Genomic DNA, 14,528 nt, shown 5'->3' with positions numbered 1-14,528 from the left:
GAGATTTTTTTATCAATGATGTTGTAAGTTTTGCGGGCGATCGCTTTTTCTTGCACCATCTTTATTTTGCTACTTAGTACTTTAAGTAATTATGAAAACAAGTGGAAAAAAGTAGCGATCGCGCTGTTATAGTTGCTGACTTGGGAATATTAGGGTTATGTGCATATATTTCAAATTTAGCAACCCTTAGTATCAATGCCGACATTTCTCAGCTATGCTTTCCACTCTGACGGTTTTATTCCCCACGGACATTGTTATCTCTGGAAAACTGGATTAGTTTGGCTCCACATTATTTCTGATGCGACGATCGCTTTTGCCTATTATTCTATTCCTTTCCTATTAATTTACTTTATTTCCAAGCGCCAAGACGTTCCTTTTAATAGAGTCTTTATGTTATTTGGTGCTTTTATCATTGCCTGCGGTTCTGGACACTTAATGGATATTTGGACGCTTTGGCATCCAGATTATTGGATTTCAGGTTGTATAAAAGCTCTAACTGCGATTATTTCGATATACACGGCATTTGCGTTAATTTCTCTGATGCCTCAAGCCCTGACGCTACCGAGTCCAGCACAGTTAGAAACAATCAATCGAGCGCTTTCCACTGAAATTGTAGAGCGCAAACGCATCGAGAAAGAACTACGCCAAGCCCAAGAAGTCGCTCAAAATTCCAGCCATGCCAAGAGTGAATTTTTGGCCAATATGAGTCATGAACTACGTACACCCCTGAATGGCATCTTGGGTTATACACAAATCCTCCAACGCACAGAATCTTTGAGTGAAAAAGGACGCAAAGGACTCGGCGTCATTTATCAATGTGGTTCTCATCTTTTAACCCTGATTAATGATGTTCTCGATCTTTCCAAAATTGAAGCTCGCAAACTCGAATTGCATCCTGTTGATTTTTACTTACCTGCCTTTATTGATAGTGTGACTGAAATTTGCCGCATCCGTGCAGAACAAAAGGTTATTGCCTTTGAAGCCCAACTCGATCCAGATTTGCCAACAGGTATTCATGCTGATGAAAAACGCTTGCGGCAAGTACTGATTAACTTACTTAGTAATGCAATTAAATTTACTAACGAAGGCAGTGTCAGTTTCAAAGTTCATGTCATTGGTAAAGAATCAAATCCCAATAAACAAACTAAGTACAAAATTCGCTTTCAGGTAATAGATACCGGCACAGGTATAAAATCTGAACAAGCCGAGAAAATCTTCCAGCCCTTTGAGCAAGTGGGAAATCAGAAGCGACAATCTGAAGGTACAGGGTTGGGCTTAGCAATTAGCCAAAAAATTGTTTTATTGATGGGTGGTCAAATTCAGGTGCAAAGTACCTTAGGCAAAGGTAGCACTTTTTGGTTTGAGGCAGAATTCCCAGAATCTAAAGACTGGGCAAAGGTTTCCAGAGTAGTTGACCAAGGAACGATTATTGGTTATCTAGGACAAAGACGCACCATTTTAATTGCAGATGACAAATGGGAAAACCGATCTGTAATTGTAAATTTACTAGAGCCAGTTGGGTTTACTGTTGTAGAAGCTAGCCAGGGTCAAGAAGCATGGGAAGAAGCTTTAGCCCACAAACCAGACTTAGTTATCACTGACTTAGTGATGCCGATATTGGATGGATTTGAGTTAATTCATCGTTTGCGTCAGTCAGAGCAATTTCCAAAAATTGCTGTCATCGCTTCGTCTGCCAGTGTGTTTGCAATCGACCAGCACAAGAGTATTGATGTCGGTGCAGATGCATTTCTACCAAAGCCTGTAGAAGCTGAAGTGCTGTTAGAAATGCTACGACAATTTTTGCAACTGAAATGGATTTTTGACAATCAAGTAGACGCCATTAAAAAAGATCAATCAGATGCTTTGCAGCAATCAAACGAGGAAATTTGTCCCGACCAGGAGATTTTACAAGAGCTGCTTGAACTCGTCCAAGATGGCGACATTCAAAATATTTTGCAACTAGCAGATAAACTTTCTGCATCTGATGAGAAGCTAAACGTTTTTGCTCAACATCTTGTCCAGCTTGCTAGTAATTTCCAACTCAAACGTTTGGCAACTTTTATTGAAAAATACATTAATTAATTTCAGTTGAATTTTAATTTTAAATCTGTCATGAACAATCACCAAAATACTGGATTTATCTTAATTGTGGATGATAATCCAACAAATTTATCTCTGCTGTGTGAAGCGCTCAATAGTGAGGGTTTTCGTTTCCGTGTTGCAGTGGATGGAGAAAGTGCGATCGCTCAAGTTGAACGTAATCAACCAGAGTTGATTTTACTGGATGTACAAATGCCTGGTATTGACGGATTTGAAACTTGTCGTCGCCTCAAAGCCAATCCTGTTAGCCAAAATATTCCGATTATTTTCACCACAGCCTTAGCAGATACCGACAGCAAAACCAAGGGCTTTTCCCTTGGTGCAGTAGACTATATCCCGAAACCGTTTGCACAAGAGGAAGTTATTGCTAGAGTGCGCGTGCATTTACAACTCAAACAATTGACTCAATCTTTGGAACAAAAAGTTAGCGATCGCACCAGGGCTTTGCAACAAGCCCAAGTCCAACTAGTACAACAAGAAAAACTATCAACACTGGGAGAGTTAGTTGCTGGTATTGGTCATGAAATCAATAACCCCGTTAACTTTATTTCTAGCAATATCCCACCCCTACAAGAATACATTGCAGCAATAACCGAGTTGCTATTACTGTATCAACAAGAGTATCCAAACCCAACAGCCAAAATTACCACTGCTATTGAAAATTTGGATCTGGATTTTGTTCTCGAAGATATAACTAAAATCTTGAACTCACTCGAATTAGGAAGTGAGCGAATTCGCAACCTTTCTAATTCACTCCGCAACTTCTCCCGTTCAGATAGTGATGCCAAAATATCTGCTGATTTGCACCAAGGGCTAGATAGCACACTCATGATTTTGCAACACCGTCTGAAGGCTAGTAGCGATCGCTCCCGCATTGAAGTTATTAAAAATTATGGAGTATTACCACAAGTCAACTGTTATTTAGGGCAGATGAATCAAGTATTTATGAATATTCTGGCAAACGCTGTTGATGCTTTAGATGAAGCTATAGTACAAGGCAAAATCAGCAATGTAATTCCTCAGATTCAAATTACAACAGCAATAGATTCTGAACAATTGGCTGTAATTCGGATTGCTGACAATGGGATTGGTATTCCTGAACGGTTGAAAAAACGCTTGTTTGAACCGTTATTTACCACAAAAACTGTTGGTAAAGGAACTGGACTTGGCTTGTCCATCGCCTATGAAATAGTTGTAGAAAAACACAAAGGTGTATTAGAGGTGAACTCTCAACCAGGTATGGGAACTGAATTTATCATCAAAATTCCCACATGAAAGCAGGATTTATCTGGGGACTGGGTAAACTTTCAATTTACAATTACCAACTACCAATCCGTAATATCATGTCCGGTAAATTAGTTGTGATATCTCATGAGGTAGGCGTAGCCTCTAATTCGCAATCCCCAGTACCCAATCCCCAATCCCTAATTTTTATACAGAGTGAACACAATTTCAAATCCTCAATTAATGGCAGAACGCCTAGAATCTCTAAAGGCTGGCATAGTTGGAGGTTTTTCTTTATTTTCTGGCTTTGCGATCGCTAGTCTTTTAAATACTTTAGTTCTAGCAAAGTATTTTAAAATACTTGTAAGTCTACAAAGTGATGTTAATTGGCACTTATGGGTGAGTGCTGCTATTGCAACTTTTACTGGTTTCCTATTTGGTGTCACTTACCGCTATATCATCCGCTCAGATAAAAATCCTCAACTCAAATCAGGTGGCGTGCTGGCTTTTGGCTTGGTGCGCGGATTAACCCTAATCGAACTTGGGTGGAATTCCAGTAGCACAATTTGGCCTTTTTTAGTATTGGCAGCAGAAAGTGTATTGTGGTTTGCAATCGCAGCGATCGCTCTCGACATTGCTATGCAACTGAATTGGGTTAAATCTTTTTCATCAGCCTGAGTAGGATAGCACAGCTAGCTGTACTACCCTACTGTCCATTAGACCTCTTGCATAAATGATTTTTTATCTCACGCAAAGGCAAGGCAGCGACGGGTACGTAGGGGGTTTCCCCCATGAGCGACTGCCGCGCAAAGGCGCAAAGAAGAAGGTTCAAAGAAAGACTTTTGCAAGAGACTCCATGAACCTGACTTTTCACGTCATGTGGAAAAGCTAACGCAAAACCTAACCCCCCAGCCCCCTTCCCTACTAGGGAAGGGGGAGAAATCAAAGCCTCTCTCCTTGCAGGGGAGAGGAATGGAAGCGGGGTTTTCCAGATACCGTGAAAAGTCAGCTCCATGAACACGGTGAGCGCAAAGCGCACGCTACGCGAGCACAACGAAGGAATGAAAATATTTCTTCCCTAGTCCCCAATCCCCAGTCCCTATTTTCAAGGCAGGTCTATTGTGCTTCAAAATAGATCGGTCACACTCGCCTCAAAGAAGTTGGCTTTTGTATTGGCTTCTTTTTTGGTATCTGAGAAACGCTCCAAGTGAGTATAGGGGCTTTTCTTGTACATAGTTTCTGTCCATAATGGTTCTAAACCGATCGCCTTCAAGCGAGTATTTGCCAGATATTTTGTGTACTGATCTTTACTTTTGGCTGTAATCCCAAGAATATGATCTCCGACAATATGTCCTGTCCATTTGCATTCATGCTCGGCGGCAAGAGCAAACATTTCATAGATTTGTTTTCAACGATCATGTTCAGCGGTCACAGATCACCTCTCGAACTCAACGAAGAGGGCTGATAGGTTCGCTGCAACACGGTTGTTAGCTGGCAGGCGCTAAGAGGCGGACTTCCAGACATCTTACTTGCGATCGCTTAATTGCACCAACCGCGAGAGATAATCGTGCAGTGAAATCACGCCCCGCTCAACGGAGTTCAAGGCTGGAAATCTTTCATCTAGTGTAGCCGCTGTCATATTGGCGAAAGATTCAGCAGCCTTGTTCGAGAAGCCGATGCTCTTCAATGTTGCCAACCATTGGTCACGAGGGACGGACTCGGCAGAAATGGGACGACCCAGTACCGCTGCAAACGTGACAGCTACATCTCGTGACGAGTAGCGGTTGGGACCTTCGACAAAATGAAGCCCTGTCTGCTCGATAGGTTCAGTCATTAGATGGGCAGCTATCTCACCGATATCCAATGGGGCGACCATCGGCAATTTGAAATCTTCTGGATAAAGCGTCTGTATCACTCCCTGTTTGCGTGCTGCTTGTAGAGATGCACGCCAATTGCTCATGTAATAAGCGGCTCGAATGATCGTTGTGGGAATAGGTTGGGCAGTTAGCGCCTGCTCCATTTCATAAAGCACACCTAAATCGCCTATTCGCTCTCCAGGTTTGGCTCCATACGTCGATTCAGCCACGATTTTCTCCAAACCTGCACCACTGATCGCCCTCAAAATGGCGGCTAAACTGTGTCGTTCTTCAGCAGCCGTATCGGAGGAAGGAGCAGCGGGAGGATTTAGTAAAAATAACCGCCGACCCTGACGAAAGATACTACGAAGCGTCTCCACATCATGCACATCGGCTACTGCAACATCGGCACCGTTCTGGCGCAATCCCTTGGCTTTTGAGGGATCATGAGTAACGACGAGGACTGGTTGACGACGTTTGAGTAGCGCTTGCGCTACTGCTGAACCAACATTACCAGTACCTCCAAGGATGATGTGCATATTAATCGAGGATAAACGATTACTGAGCCAGCTAACTATTTATTATACGGTTCAGTTTATTTACCTTTTGCGTTGGAAAGAAAATATCCCAGAGCAAAGTATGATTGGATTTGGTAGTTTGTTTTCCCTTCCGGTAACATTTCACTCATACCCCCGCAGCGAGTCTGCATCGCGAATAGTCTGGATTCTTTTATTTTTGCTAAATTGGGATGCTCCCAATAGAGCGATTTTGTAGTATATTAGTTACAACTAGCTTACAAATTTAGTTATGTAAGTTTAAAAACTAATTAGAATGTCTATTACTTAATATGAAAGACAAAAGATCCCACTATTATTTAATAGTTGATTTAGAGGCTACATGCTGTGACAAGGGGACTGTTCCCCGTCACGAAATGGAAATTATCGAAATTGGTGGAGTGATGCTCAATCGGGCAACATGGGAAATTGATGCAGAGTTTCAGCAATTTATTCAACCCGTTAGACATCCAAAACTAACATTTTTTTGCACAGAATTGACTAGTATTCGGCAGCAAGATATTGATGAAGCACCAAAATTTATAGAAGCAATTTCTGACTTTAAAGAATGGATGGATTTATTTCCCAATCATATTTTTTGTTCTTGGGGAAATTATGACAAAAAGCAATTTATTCAAGATTGTGCGTTTCATAATTTTCCTTATCCTTTTAGTCCAGAACACATAAATATCAAAGAGGAATTTTCCAAATACCTTGGCGTGTCTAAAAAATTTGGTATGGCACAAGCTCTCAATGAGTTGGGCATAGAATTGAAAGGCACACACCATCGTGGCATCGATGATGCCCGCAACATTGCATCTATTTACAGACATATTAAAACCAAAAAAATTAGCTGAAAAGATAGATGCCAATGTTGGGGACTGGGGAAATAATTCTTAATTCTTTTAACTGCTAATACCCAATCCCCAATTCCCAATACCCAGTTCCTTTTACAGACTGCTAATCGCTTCTGCAACTAACTTGGAAACAAAGGGCAAAATTTCACGATTCTTAGCCTGGGCTTTGCCTTCAGTAAATACTACTAAAAGGTAGGGGCGCTGGTTTGGTAACTCAATATAGGCGACATCATGACGAACTTGACTTGTCCAACCAGCCTTTGACCAAATTTGAGCATCTTCAGGAAGTCCACCGCCCAAAAAACCTGTTACTTGGTCTTCCTCAAAATAAGTGGGCAAATCTTGGAGATTGCGTTTGAGCAAAGCCATCATCGCTTGCGATCGCGTACTTGAAACTGCTACTCCACCGATAATACTATGCACTAATCTGGCGATCGCATTTGTGGTCAACATATTACGATTTTCCAGTAACTCTCCCACAAATGCCCGCTCCCGTCCATAAGGACCATCACCCCAAGTTTTTTGACAGACGTTAATCGTCTCCATTTCTTCCCATCCCAAGGATTGGTAATAGCGGTTAATAATATTACGCTGATATTTCCAGGTTTCAAATGGACCTATTGGTAGTTCCGGGCCTGAGGTGGTGCCAGTCAGAATGTCCACAACCAAACTGGTAGCATCATTACTAGAATCTATAATCATATCTCGCAAGGCTCGCTCTAACTCCTTAGAAGTTTGGCTCATGCCTTTTTCGAGCCATTCATTTACTGCCACCAGATAAAATAGTTTGACTACACTTGCAGGGTAAATCCGTTCAACACCCCGATAACTAAAACCCCGAACTGGATGATTCCAAAAAGCGTCGGGAGTCAGGGCACCACCAGTATTTACCGGCACTGGTGGATCGTAAACAACCCAAGTCAAAGCAATTTGGTTGCGGGCTAAGGTGGAAAATGCCTCCCAAGTTGCATCTAAAATGCCATGACCCAGATTTTCGAGTTGTTCGTCTTTATTAAAAAAAATCATTCTAGAATAATGTCCTCTAATCTAAAATCCCAAATCCAAAATCTCAAATCAGCGGAGTATCAGTGTCTAGGTGACCTGAACTTATACGATTCTCCTGAGTGTACACGCCTAGCAACTCAAGCCGCATCTGGGCGACATTTATGGCTAACATCAAATCATCAGGATTCGGCGGTTGAGGTGTATTTGCGTGAAGATGACTATCCCGGATGGGTATCTTTTTCAGATTTGGATTTATTACAACCTGCTACTGTACTTTACCAGGCTGCAAGATTTTCTGAATCTGAAATTCAAAAACTGCTAGCAGAGGTTATCACTTTTACCCAAAAAGCGATGCAACAATCAAATTACTACCTTTGGGGTGGTACGGTAGGGCCAAATTATGATTGTTCTGGCTTAATGCAAGCGGCGTTTGCTAGGGTGGGTATTTGGTTACCGAGAGATGCTTATCAACAGGAAGGATTTACTCAACCAATTACCATTGCAGAATTAGCAGCTGGGGATCTGGTATTTTTTGGGACTAGCCAAAAAGCAACTCATGTGGGGCTTTATTTGGCGGATGGTTATTATATCCACAGTTCTGGCAAAGAACAGGGGCGTAATGGGATTGGGATTGATGTTCTCTCTGAACAGGGGGATGCTGTTAGTCAGTCGTACTATCAGCAGCTGCGGGGTGCTGGTAGAGTTTTTAAGAGTTACGAACCACACAGAGAAGTCTGAGCGGCGGCTTTTGCCGCTCAGAACTTCGGTCAAAACGCTGAGGACGCAGAGAAAGATGGGGACTGAGTTGGTTTATCAAGGGGTGAATGGGGCGATTTCGGCAATTGTCCCAGATGTTTCGGTGGTGGTGCCGATACATAATGAGGTGGAAAGTTTGCCACTTTTATTAGAAGCGATCGCATCTACGTTATCTTCGAGTCAGATAAGTTATGAAATCATTTGTGTGGATGATGGTTCTACGGATGGTTCCAGGGAATTTCTTAAGCAAGAAGCGCAAACCCGTTCTGATTTAAAGGCGGTGATTTTGCGTCGCAACTACGGTCAAACTGCGGCTATGGCTGCTGGATTTCATTATGCACTAGGTAAAGCGATCGTTTCTTTAGATGCTGACTTGCAAAATGACCCGGCTGATATTCCGATGTTATTGGCAAAGCTAGATGAAGGTTACGATTTGGTGAGTGGTTGGCGACAAAAACGCCAAGATGGTGCTGTAAATCGCTTACTTCCTTCTAAAATTGCCAACTGGCTAATTCGTAGCACCACTAGCGTGAATATTCATGACTATGGCTGTTCCCTCAAAGCCTATCGTGCAGAACTACTGGCAGATATGAACCTCTACGGTGAATTACATCGGTTTTTACCTGCTTTGGCTTACATCGAAGGAGCTAGAATTACTGAAATGCCCGTGCGTCATCACGCCCGCCGCTTTGGTCACAGTAAGTATGGAATTTGGCGGACATTCCGGGTATTGATGGATTTGTTAACAATTTTGTTTATGAAAAAGTTTCTCACCCGCCCGATGCATGTTTTTGGGTTGTTGGGCTTGATTTCAATGGTTTCGGGGACGGTAATCGGCATTTATTTGACTTTCATCAAATTAGCTTTAGGTGAAATGATTGGCAATCGCCCTTTGCTGATTTTGGCAGTTCTGTTGCTAGTAACTGGAGTCCAGTTGTTTTGCTTCGGCCTTTTAGCAGAATTGCTCATGCGTACATATCATGAATCCCAAGGACGGCCTATCTATCGCGTGCGAGAGGTGGTAGCAAAAAAGGTTAACTAACGTAACAATAGTAATGATTTGTCATTAGTCATTAGTCATTAGTCATTGGTCATTAGTAAATAGTGAAGAGTAAATATTGCTTGACTCTAAACAAATGACAAATGACAAAAAACTCATTAAATTGCATCTACCTTGAAAATATTTAATACGTTTGACACCGAACTGCGGTACAACCTGCTGATTTTATTTACAGCAGGTTTATTATTCTGGTCGAGCGTGGCTTCGCTCTTACCAACTCTACCGCTTTATCTTGAGTATGTGGGCGCAACTAAGCAACAAATAGGGATTGTAACGGGTAGTTTTGCTGTTGGTTTATTGCTAACTCGCCCGATGCTGGGAAGATTAGCTGATGAACGTGGTCGAAAATTTGTCTTGTTGATTGGTACGATAGTAGCTGCGATCGCACCTTTTGGCTACTTGGCAACCCAATCTATTGCGCTGTTGATCCTGGTACGGATTTTTCACGGTGTTAGCATTGCCGCTTTTACCACTGGTTACAGTGCCTTAGTTGCAGATTTAGCTCCACCTGATAAACGTGGTGAAATTATTAGTTACATGACCCTAGCAACTCCCATTGGTTTAGCAATTGGCCCTGCCTTGGGAGGATTTTTAGAAGCCACAACTGGTTATGGAGTCTTGTTTCTATTTGCTGCTGAGTTGGGTTTTGTTGCTCTGTTGGCAATTGTACAAGTCACCAATCCACCAATACAGACACACGAAGAAACTCCAGACAATAATCACAAATTTTGGCAAATTCTCAGTAGCCCACGGGTGAGAGTTCCGACTTTAATTATGTTGCTGGTTGGTTTGTCTGCTGGTGCTGTACATACTTTTGTATCGTTGTTCATCAAATCAACTCAGATAGACTTTAATGGCGGGTTATTTTTTACAGTTGCGGCACTTTCTAGTTTTAGTATCAGGATATTTGCTGGTAAGGCAAGCGATCGCCTGGGTCGTGGTTTGTTTATCACCTTTGGTATAATTTCTTATACTTTAGCGTCGATACTGCTGTGGCAGGCTCACAGTGTGAGCAGTTTCTTACTGGCGGCGATTTTTGAAGGCGCTGGTGGTGGTACAGTTATATCGATGATTGTGACTATGATGGCAGACCGATCGCTAGCACAAGAACGGGGGCGAATTTTTGCTATCTGTGTCACTGGTTTTGACTTGGGAATTGCGATCGCTGCTCCTCTTCTAGGTTCCATCGCCGAACAGGTCGGCTATCGCAATATGTTTGCCTATGGTGCTGTGATAACTTCTTTGGCACTTGTGATTTTCTTCACCAAGTCCAGCAAAGACCCATCTAATTCCTTGCGTTTTGCATTGGGTCGTGCCCCAGATACCTACGCCATGAATAACTTAGAAGTTAGTAGTTAGGAGTTGTAATTGGTAACTCCTAACTTTAAAAAACGGGCGAGGAGGGATTCGAACCCCCGACACCGTGGTCCGTAGCCACGTGCTCTAGTCCACTGAGCTACACGCCCTTGACAAGAAACTATATTAACACATTCTCACGAAATGACGCAAGATAATTTTCCATCTAATTTTGCCAACTTAACCCATCTAGACAATCAAGGACAAGCGCAGATGGTGGATGTGTCCCAAAAAGCACCCACTGTGCGCCAAGCAGTAGCCGCTGCCAAGGTGCGGATGCTGCCGACGACCTTTGATGCAATTCAAGCCGGCAATGTCCCAAAAGGCGATGTGTTAGGAACTGTGAGGTTGGCTGGGATTATGGCAGCCAAGCAAACAGCTGCTTTAATTCCCTTGTGTCATCCGTTACCATTGCAGAAAATTGCTATCGAGGTCATACCCGATCCGCAACTACCTGGTTATGAAATTCAAGCCACAGTCAAAACCAAAGCTGAAACTGGTGTAGAGATGGAAGCTTTAACCGCCGTTTCTGTTGCGGCTTTAACTTTATACGATATGGCCAAAGGCTTAGAAAAGTCGATTCAAATTGAATCAATTCGGTTAATCAGTAAGATTGGCGGGAAATCAGGAGATTATTCCCCGCCAGAGCATTAAGGAATAGACAATGGGACAAGGGAAAAGGTGAAGAGGGAAGTTGCCTTGTCTTGTCCTTTTTGATCGCCTACGCTATGTCACCTAAAGCTTTATTGAGAGCCGTTGGGCTTTCAAACTCTTTATCTTCTGGCACTTTCTCTAACAAAGAGATAATCTCTTTATTTGCTCCTTGCTTTTTAGCGTGTTGAATCAAATCTTGCTTTTTAGCAGGGTAGTCAACACCTTTTAAGTGTTTTTGTATTTCAACTGGGTTTGCCTTAGCCATTTTTGTCCACCTCTAATGGTTATCCCCATCTTCACAAGTGGATATATTTACTCCCTCTATCCAACAGATGAATCATTTGTAACTTCAAAACATGCAAAGGTCATTCGCAAGGTTGATGAACTAGGCTTTTAACTTTGACTAATAGCGATCGCACTCCCAAAAACCTTAGAATGGGTGGGGTGTATTTAAATCTGTAACAAATATTTATGCCTCCTCGTTGGCCTCGCAAACCCGATCGCAATGACCCAGAGTATCGCAAAATCGATGACCGGATGAATTTTGCCGTGCATGTGGCGATCGCTGCTACGATTAATTCTGGATTATGGTTCTTCCACAACTTGAAAGGCACTACCTGGGAGTGGTTGCCGTGGTTGACTGCAAGTTGGATAGTAATAGTGTTGGTGCATTTGATTTATATTGCTGCGATCGCCAACTACACCGAAACTCCACCCAAATCCACCTGAAGATGGACTGCTAATGCTAGGGCGATTGTAACCTGTGGCAGTAGAATTACCCCCGTTAATTGAGCAATAATGTAAATAAGCCTGAAAATTGGCGATTTTTCTCAATGTAGGGTTATTTTTATGGCTAAGACTAACACCGCAGAATTACTAGAAGCTCTAGCAGCTGAAATTGGTGAAAACGTTTACATAGACGTTGCCAAATGGCATCTTTATTTATCTAATGCCAAACTGCATACAGTTGTTGCCGAAAAACTATATCCTTTAATTACTTCCAACGCTATTAATGAAGACCAAGTTACACAAGTGTTGGAATCCATTTCTGTAAAAATTGGCGGCGGCAAACGCGAACTGCCTTTGATAGATTTGCTGCCACTCCAATGCCAGGTTAACTTAGTAGATATTTTGGAAAAATATCAACGCGAAATTTAATCGTTTTTTAGAATAATAGAATTCACAAGTCAGAATTCATAATAAATTTTCTAACTTTGGCGAGTTTGGATTGAGACTCGCTAGCAATTTTCATGCAAACTTATTGAGGATTAGTTATATGCTGTTACAACTCAAAGGTACTAGTGATTTGGTAAAAATTGTCGAGATTGAAGAATTACTCGACCCTAATAGTGATGTTGTTCATGGACAAGACCAAGAAGGTCAAGAAGAACAGGAACCTGATACTTTTAAAAAAGAAGATCTCGTTTTTCCTTCTGGTGAAGTTTTACCACGCTGTTGGTTAGATGCTAATTACCGGAGTGGCAATGCTTAATTAATTTAAAATCGGTAGGTTGGGTTTTAGGTTGCTCATATTGATTGTAGGAGTACAAAGCCAAACCCAACCTACACAGCTATCTCAAAATCCAAAATCTACAATCCTTTCATCCAAAAAGTGTAAGCTAAGGCGAACAAGTACTGATTTCTAAGTAAAATAAGTTACATATATCCTCGGCTTTTTCAAGAAGCCGGGGATTTTAATTTTCATAATTGTTGCCAAGAACTTTGAGTAATCTCCAGTATCCGAAACTTGACTTCTGATCTGACTTTTCACGTCATGTGGAAAAGCTAACGCAAAACCTAACCCCCCAGCCCCCTTCCCTAGTAGGGAAGGGGGAGAAATCAAAGCCTCTCTCCTTGCAGGGGAGAGGAATGGAAGCGGGGTTTTCCAGATACCGTGAAAAGTCAGGACTTCTGATATACAAAATTTTTACAGTACAAATGTACTATTTTGCTGTTAAAATGCCTTACAAGCCAGCTAGCCTTGCTTGAGGTAGTATGAAAAAAATCCAAAACAGCTACGAACAGCCTATTTCAGTCAAAGTTTCACTGTTGCAGCCGGCACCTGTGACTACTCCCATAGTGCCACTGCAACCCCAAGAGCAAAAAATCATCAGTGACCAAGAGCGTTTAACAGCACAAGTTGAACGCATTAACCGCATGGCAGGGGAGCTAGAAGCAGCGATACTAGAGTTGAAAGCGATCGCTAACACACTGAATACTCAAAAACGTTACCCACTCATCAAGTCGAAGCAATACAAAAATATTTGTCAGTATTTGGCAGTTAGCGTCCCTTGGGTAAGACAAAAATCAGACCAATCTTTTATTTTGACAACGCGAAGAGTTGATTTATTCCGAGCAGAAAGGGAAGCAGCACTACTAGCACAGCAGCTGCGTCAGCAAACCAAAAAAAGATTAGCCTCCCAGCGACACAGAAAAAACAAGGCTGAGGCTGATAGAAAACGATTCTTCAAAAAACATTAGTCAACAAATCTTAAAGCGATCGCCATTTAAAGGTAACCCACCTCTGAGGTTGTAACAGTTATGCTGATTGAAGTGGTAGAAAGAAGATATTCTCAAAATTGCTGCATACCACACTGCCATTGCTAATTGCGACCCCAGTTGGTGGCAAAAGGCACATCTGCCCTCAGATTTGCACTTCCGTAAATCAGGGACGATCAATCAGCGCTCAAAAGGGGTAAAAAGAAGGTGTTAAAGACACTTTTAGTGATTGCCGTTGGTTTTTTACCGTCCCTGTTTTCCCTATGGGTGATCCGTAAGACGCGATCGCGATCGCGTTTACGGATGAGGCAAGCAGCCATGAATTTTCCCAGAATGCGTCAAGGGCAAAACTTCACATCACCTGAAGGCGATCGCTATTATTTAGAAGGGGTGGGTTACCTGATTGGGGACATCAGCTGCAAGTTTAATGCCCGATCCGGCTACATCCGCTGTGCTGTGAATCCCGACGGCCCATGTAACGGTTGTCGTCACTATGAGCCAAAAGAATTAGCTGGTAATGAAAAAAAGGCTTGATAGTCTGCGAGAATTCAGAACTGGAGTTTAGACTAAAAGCGATATGAGAGAACGCAAATCAAAAGGAACTTAG

17 protein-coding genes and 1 tRNA gene are annotated in these 14,528 nt (G+C 42.3%); 13 read left to right on the top strand and 5 right to left on the bottom strand.

All coding sequences use genetic code 11. The features are described 5' to 3' along the window. The first annotated feature begins 195 nt into the window (after nt 1-195). From ACM0OY_RS31050 to ACM0OY_RS31040, 3 genes are all read left to right on the top strand, one after another. Complete coding sequence (locus ACM0OY_RS31050; protein WP_414572618.1) at nt 196-2,082, top strand: ATP-binding protein; 1,887 nt, start codon at nt 196-198, stop codon at nt 2,080-2,082. Between the two features lie 30 nt (nt 2,083-2,112). Continuing rightward, nucleotides 2,113-3,375: a response regulator gene (locus ACM0OY_RS31045; RefSeq protein WP_414572617.1), complete on the top strand. Its 1,263-nt coding sequence runs from the start codon at nt 2,113-2,115 to the stop codon at nt 3,373-3,375. Between the two features lie 192 nt (nt 3,376-3,567). Then, complete coding sequence (locus ACM0OY_RS31040) at nt 3,568-4,002, top strand: hypothetical protein (RefSeq protein ID WP_414572616.1); 435 nt, start codon at nt 3,568-3,570, stop codon at nt 4,000-4,002. Between the two features lie 448 nt (nt 4,003-4,450). Here the strand turns inward: ACM0OY_RS31040 and ACM0OY_RS31035 are convergent, their stop codons facing one another. Beyond that, entirely contained in the window at nt 4,451-4,717 is a 267-nt protein-coding gene (locus ACM0OY_RS31035) for a hypothetical protein (RefSeq protein ID WP_414572615.1), read from the bottom strand. Between the two features lie 132 nt (nt 4,718-4,849). After that, a complete protein-coding gene (locus tag ACM0OY_RS31030; RefSeq protein ID WP_414572614.1) occupies nt 4,850-5,719 on the bottom strand; it encodes an NmrA family NAD(P)-binding protein in 870 nt (289 codons plus the stop codon). Nucleotides 5,720-6,027: 308 nt separating this feature from the next. Here ACM0OY_RS31030 and ACM0OY_RS31025 point away from each other — a divergent pair, with 308 nt between their 5' ends. Beyond that, nucleotides 6,028-6,591 (top strand): exonuclease domain-containing protein, encoded by a 564-nt coding sequence (locus ACM0OY_RS31025; protein WP_414572613.1) that lies wholly within the window; start codon nt 6,028-6,030, stop codon nt 6,589-6,591. Between the two features lie 93 nt (nt 6,592-6,684). Here ACM0OY_RS31025 and ACM0OY_RS31020 read toward each other — a convergent pair whose 3' ends face one another. After that, nucleotides 6,685-7,617, bottom strand: coding sequence for a serine hydrolase (locus ACM0OY_RS31020; RefSeq protein ID WP_414572612.1), 933 nt, complete (start codon nt 7,615-7,617; stop codon nt 6,685-6,687). Between the two features lie 9 nt (nt 7,618-7,626). On the opposite strand from ACM0OY_RS31020, the gene ACM0OY_RS31015 reads away from it, so the two are divergent. The 3 genes from ACM0OY_RS31015 to ACM0OY_RS31005 all read left to right on the top strand — a co-directional run bounded on the left by ACM0OY_RS31015 (nt 7,627) and on the right by ACM0OY_RS31005 (nt 10,771). After that, a complete protein-coding gene (locus tag ACM0OY_RS31015; RefSeq protein WP_414572611.1) occupies nt 7,627-8,334 on the top strand; it encodes an NlpC/P60 family protein in 708 nt (235 codons plus the stop codon). 55 nt (nt 8,335-8,389) lie between these two features. Beyond that, nucleotides 8,390-9,394, top strand: a complete 1,005-nt coding sequence (locus ACM0OY_RS31010; protein WP_414572610.1) for a glycosyltransferase family 2 protein — start codon at nt 8,390-8,392, stop codon at nt 9,392-9,394. A 132-nt stretch (nt 9,395-9,526) separates the two neighbouring features. After that, nucleotides 9,527-10,771, top strand: a complete 1,245-nt coding sequence (locus tag ACM0OY_RS31005; RefSeq protein ID WP_414572609.1) for an MFS transporter — start codon at nt 9,527-9,529, stop codon at nt 10,769-10,771. A gap of 33 nt (nt 10,772-10,804) precedes the next feature. Here ACM0OY_RS31005 and ACM0OY_RS31000 read toward each other — a convergent pair. Continuing rightward, nucleotides 10,805-10,878: transfer RNA gene (locus tag ACM0OY_RS31000), tRNA-Arg, on the bottom strand. Between the two features lie 34 nt (nt 10,879-10,912). Between ACM0OY_RS31000 and moaC the strand changes: the two genes are divergently transcribed. Further along, entirely contained in the window at nt 10,913-11,422 is a 510-nt protein-coding gene (gene moaC, locus ACM0OY_RS30995) for a cyclic pyranopterin monophosphate synthase MoaC (RefSeq protein ID WP_414572608.1), read from the top strand. A gap of 67 nt (nt 11,423-11,489) precedes the next feature. Here moaC and ACM0OY_RS30990 read toward each other — a convergent pair whose 3' ends face one another. Next, complete coding sequence (locus ACM0OY_RS30990; RefSeq protein ID WP_414572607.1) at nt 11,490-11,687, bottom strand: DUF2795 domain-containing protein; 198 nt, start codon at nt 11,685-11,687, stop codon at nt 11,490-11,492. A 206-nt stretch (nt 11,688-11,893) separates the two neighbouring features. Here ACM0OY_RS30990 and ACM0OY_RS30985 point away from each other — a divergent pair, with 206 nt between their 5' ends. The 5 genes from ACM0OY_RS30985 to ACM0OY_RS30965 all read left to right on the top strand — a co-directional run bounded on the left by ACM0OY_RS30985 (nt 11,894) and on the right by ACM0OY_RS30965 (nt 14,455). Further along, a complete protein-coding gene (locus ACM0OY_RS30985; protein ID WP_414572606.1) occupies nt 11,894-12,151 on the top strand; it encodes a hypothetical protein in 258 nt (85 codons plus the stop codon). A gap of 120 nt (nt 12,152-12,271) precedes the next feature. After that, nucleotides 12,272-12,580: a DUF3181 family protein gene (locus ACM0OY_RS30980; RefSeq protein ID WP_414572605.1), complete on the top strand. Its 309-nt coding sequence runs from the start codon at nt 12,272-12,274 to the stop codon at nt 12,578-12,580. A gap of 118 nt (nt 12,581-12,698) precedes the next feature. Beyond that, on the top strand, nt 12,699-12,914 hold the full coding sequence (locus tag ACM0OY_RS30975) for an acetyltransferase (RefSeq protein WP_414572604.1): 216 nt from the start codon (nt 12,699-12,701) through the stop codon (nt 12,912-12,914). A 503-nt stretch (nt 12,915-13,417) separates the two neighbouring features. After that, nucleotides 13,418-13,903: a hypothetical protein gene (locus tag ACM0OY_RS30970; protein ID WP_414572603.1), complete on the top strand. Its 486-nt coding sequence runs from the start codon at nt 13,418-13,420 to the stop codon at nt 13,901-13,903. A gap of 225 nt (nt 13,904-14,128) precedes the next feature. Then, complete coding sequence (locus ACM0OY_RS30965) at nt 14,129-14,455, top strand: DUF6464 family protein (RefSeq protein WP_414572602.1); 327 nt, start codon at nt 14,129-14,131, stop codon at nt 14,453-14,455. Nucleotides 14,456-14,528: the final 73 nt, after the last annotated feature.

Source organism: Nostoc sp. CCY 9925 (assembly GCF_963920935.1).
In the GTDB taxonomy this organism is placed as follows: Bacteria; Cyanobacteriota; Cyanobacteriia; order Cyanobacteriales; family Nostocaceae; genus Nostoc.
The sequence above is the reverse complement of the archived record's forward strand: the minus strand, read 5'-3'. Positions and strand labels throughout refer to the sequence as shown.

Excerpts from the sequence above, each read along its gene's own strand:
- ACM0OY_RS31050 (WP_414572618.1), top strand. The coding sequence starts at position 196 with ATGCCGACATTTCTCAGCTATGCTTTCCACTCTGACGGTTTTATTCCC.
- ACM0OY_RS31045 (WP_414572617.1), top strand. The coding sequence starts at position 2,113 with ATGAACAATCACCAAAATACTGGATTTATCTTAATTGTGGATGATAAT.
- ACM0OY_RS31040 (WP_414572616.1), top strand. The coding sequence starts at position 3,568 with ATGGCAGAACGCCTAGAATCTCTAAAGGCTGGCATAGTTGGAGGTTTT.
- ACM0OY_RS31035 (WP_414572615.1), bottom strand. The coding sequence starts at position 4,717 with ATGTTTGCTCTTGCCGCCGAGCATGAATGCAAATGGACAGGACATATT.
- ACM0OY_RS31030 (WP_414572614.1), bottom strand. The coding sequence starts at position 5,719 with ATGCACATCATCCTTGGAGGTACTGGTAATGTTGGTTCAGCAGTAGCG.
- ACM0OY_RS31025 (WP_414572613.1), top strand. The coding sequence starts at position 6,028 with ATGAAAGACAAAAGATCCCACTATTATTTAATAGTTGATTTAGAGGCT.
- ACM0OY_RS31020 (WP_414572612.1), bottom strand. The coding sequence starts at position 7,617 with ATGATTTTTTTTAATAAAGACGAACAACTCGAAAATCTGGGTCATGGC.
- ACM0OY_RS31015 (WP_414572611.1), top strand. The coding sequence starts at position 7,627 with ATGTCCTCTAATCTAAAATCCCAAATCCAAAATCTCAAATCAGCGGAG.
- ACM0OY_RS31010 (WP_414572610.1), top strand. The coding sequence starts at position 8,390 with ATGGGGACTGAGTTGGTTTATCAAGGGGTGAATGGGGCGATTTCGGCA.
- moaC (WP_414572608.1), top strand. The coding sequence starts at position 10,913 with ATGACGCAAGATAATTTTCCATCTAATTTTGCCAACTTAACCCATCTA.
- ACM0OY_RS30990 (WP_414572607.1), bottom strand. The coding sequence starts at position 11,687 with ATGGCTAAGGCAAACCCAGTTGAAATACAAAAACACTTAAAAGGTGTT.
- ACM0OY_RS30985 (WP_414572606.1), top strand. The coding sequence starts at position 11,894 with ATGCCTCCTCGTTGGCCTCGCAAACCCGATCGCAATGACCCAGAGTAT.
- ACM0OY_RS30980 (WP_414572605.1), top strand. The coding sequence starts at position 12,272 with ATGGCTAAGACTAACACCGCAGAATTACTAGAAGCTCTAGCAGCTGAA.
- ACM0OY_RS30975 (WP_414572604.1), top strand. The coding sequence starts at position 12,699 with ATGCTGTTACAACTCAAAGGTACTAGTGATTTGGTAAAAATTGTCGAG.
- ACM0OY_RS30970 (WP_414572603.1), top strand. The coding sequence starts at position 13,418 with ATGAAAAAAATCCAAAACAGCTACGAACAGCCTATTTCAGTCAAAGTT.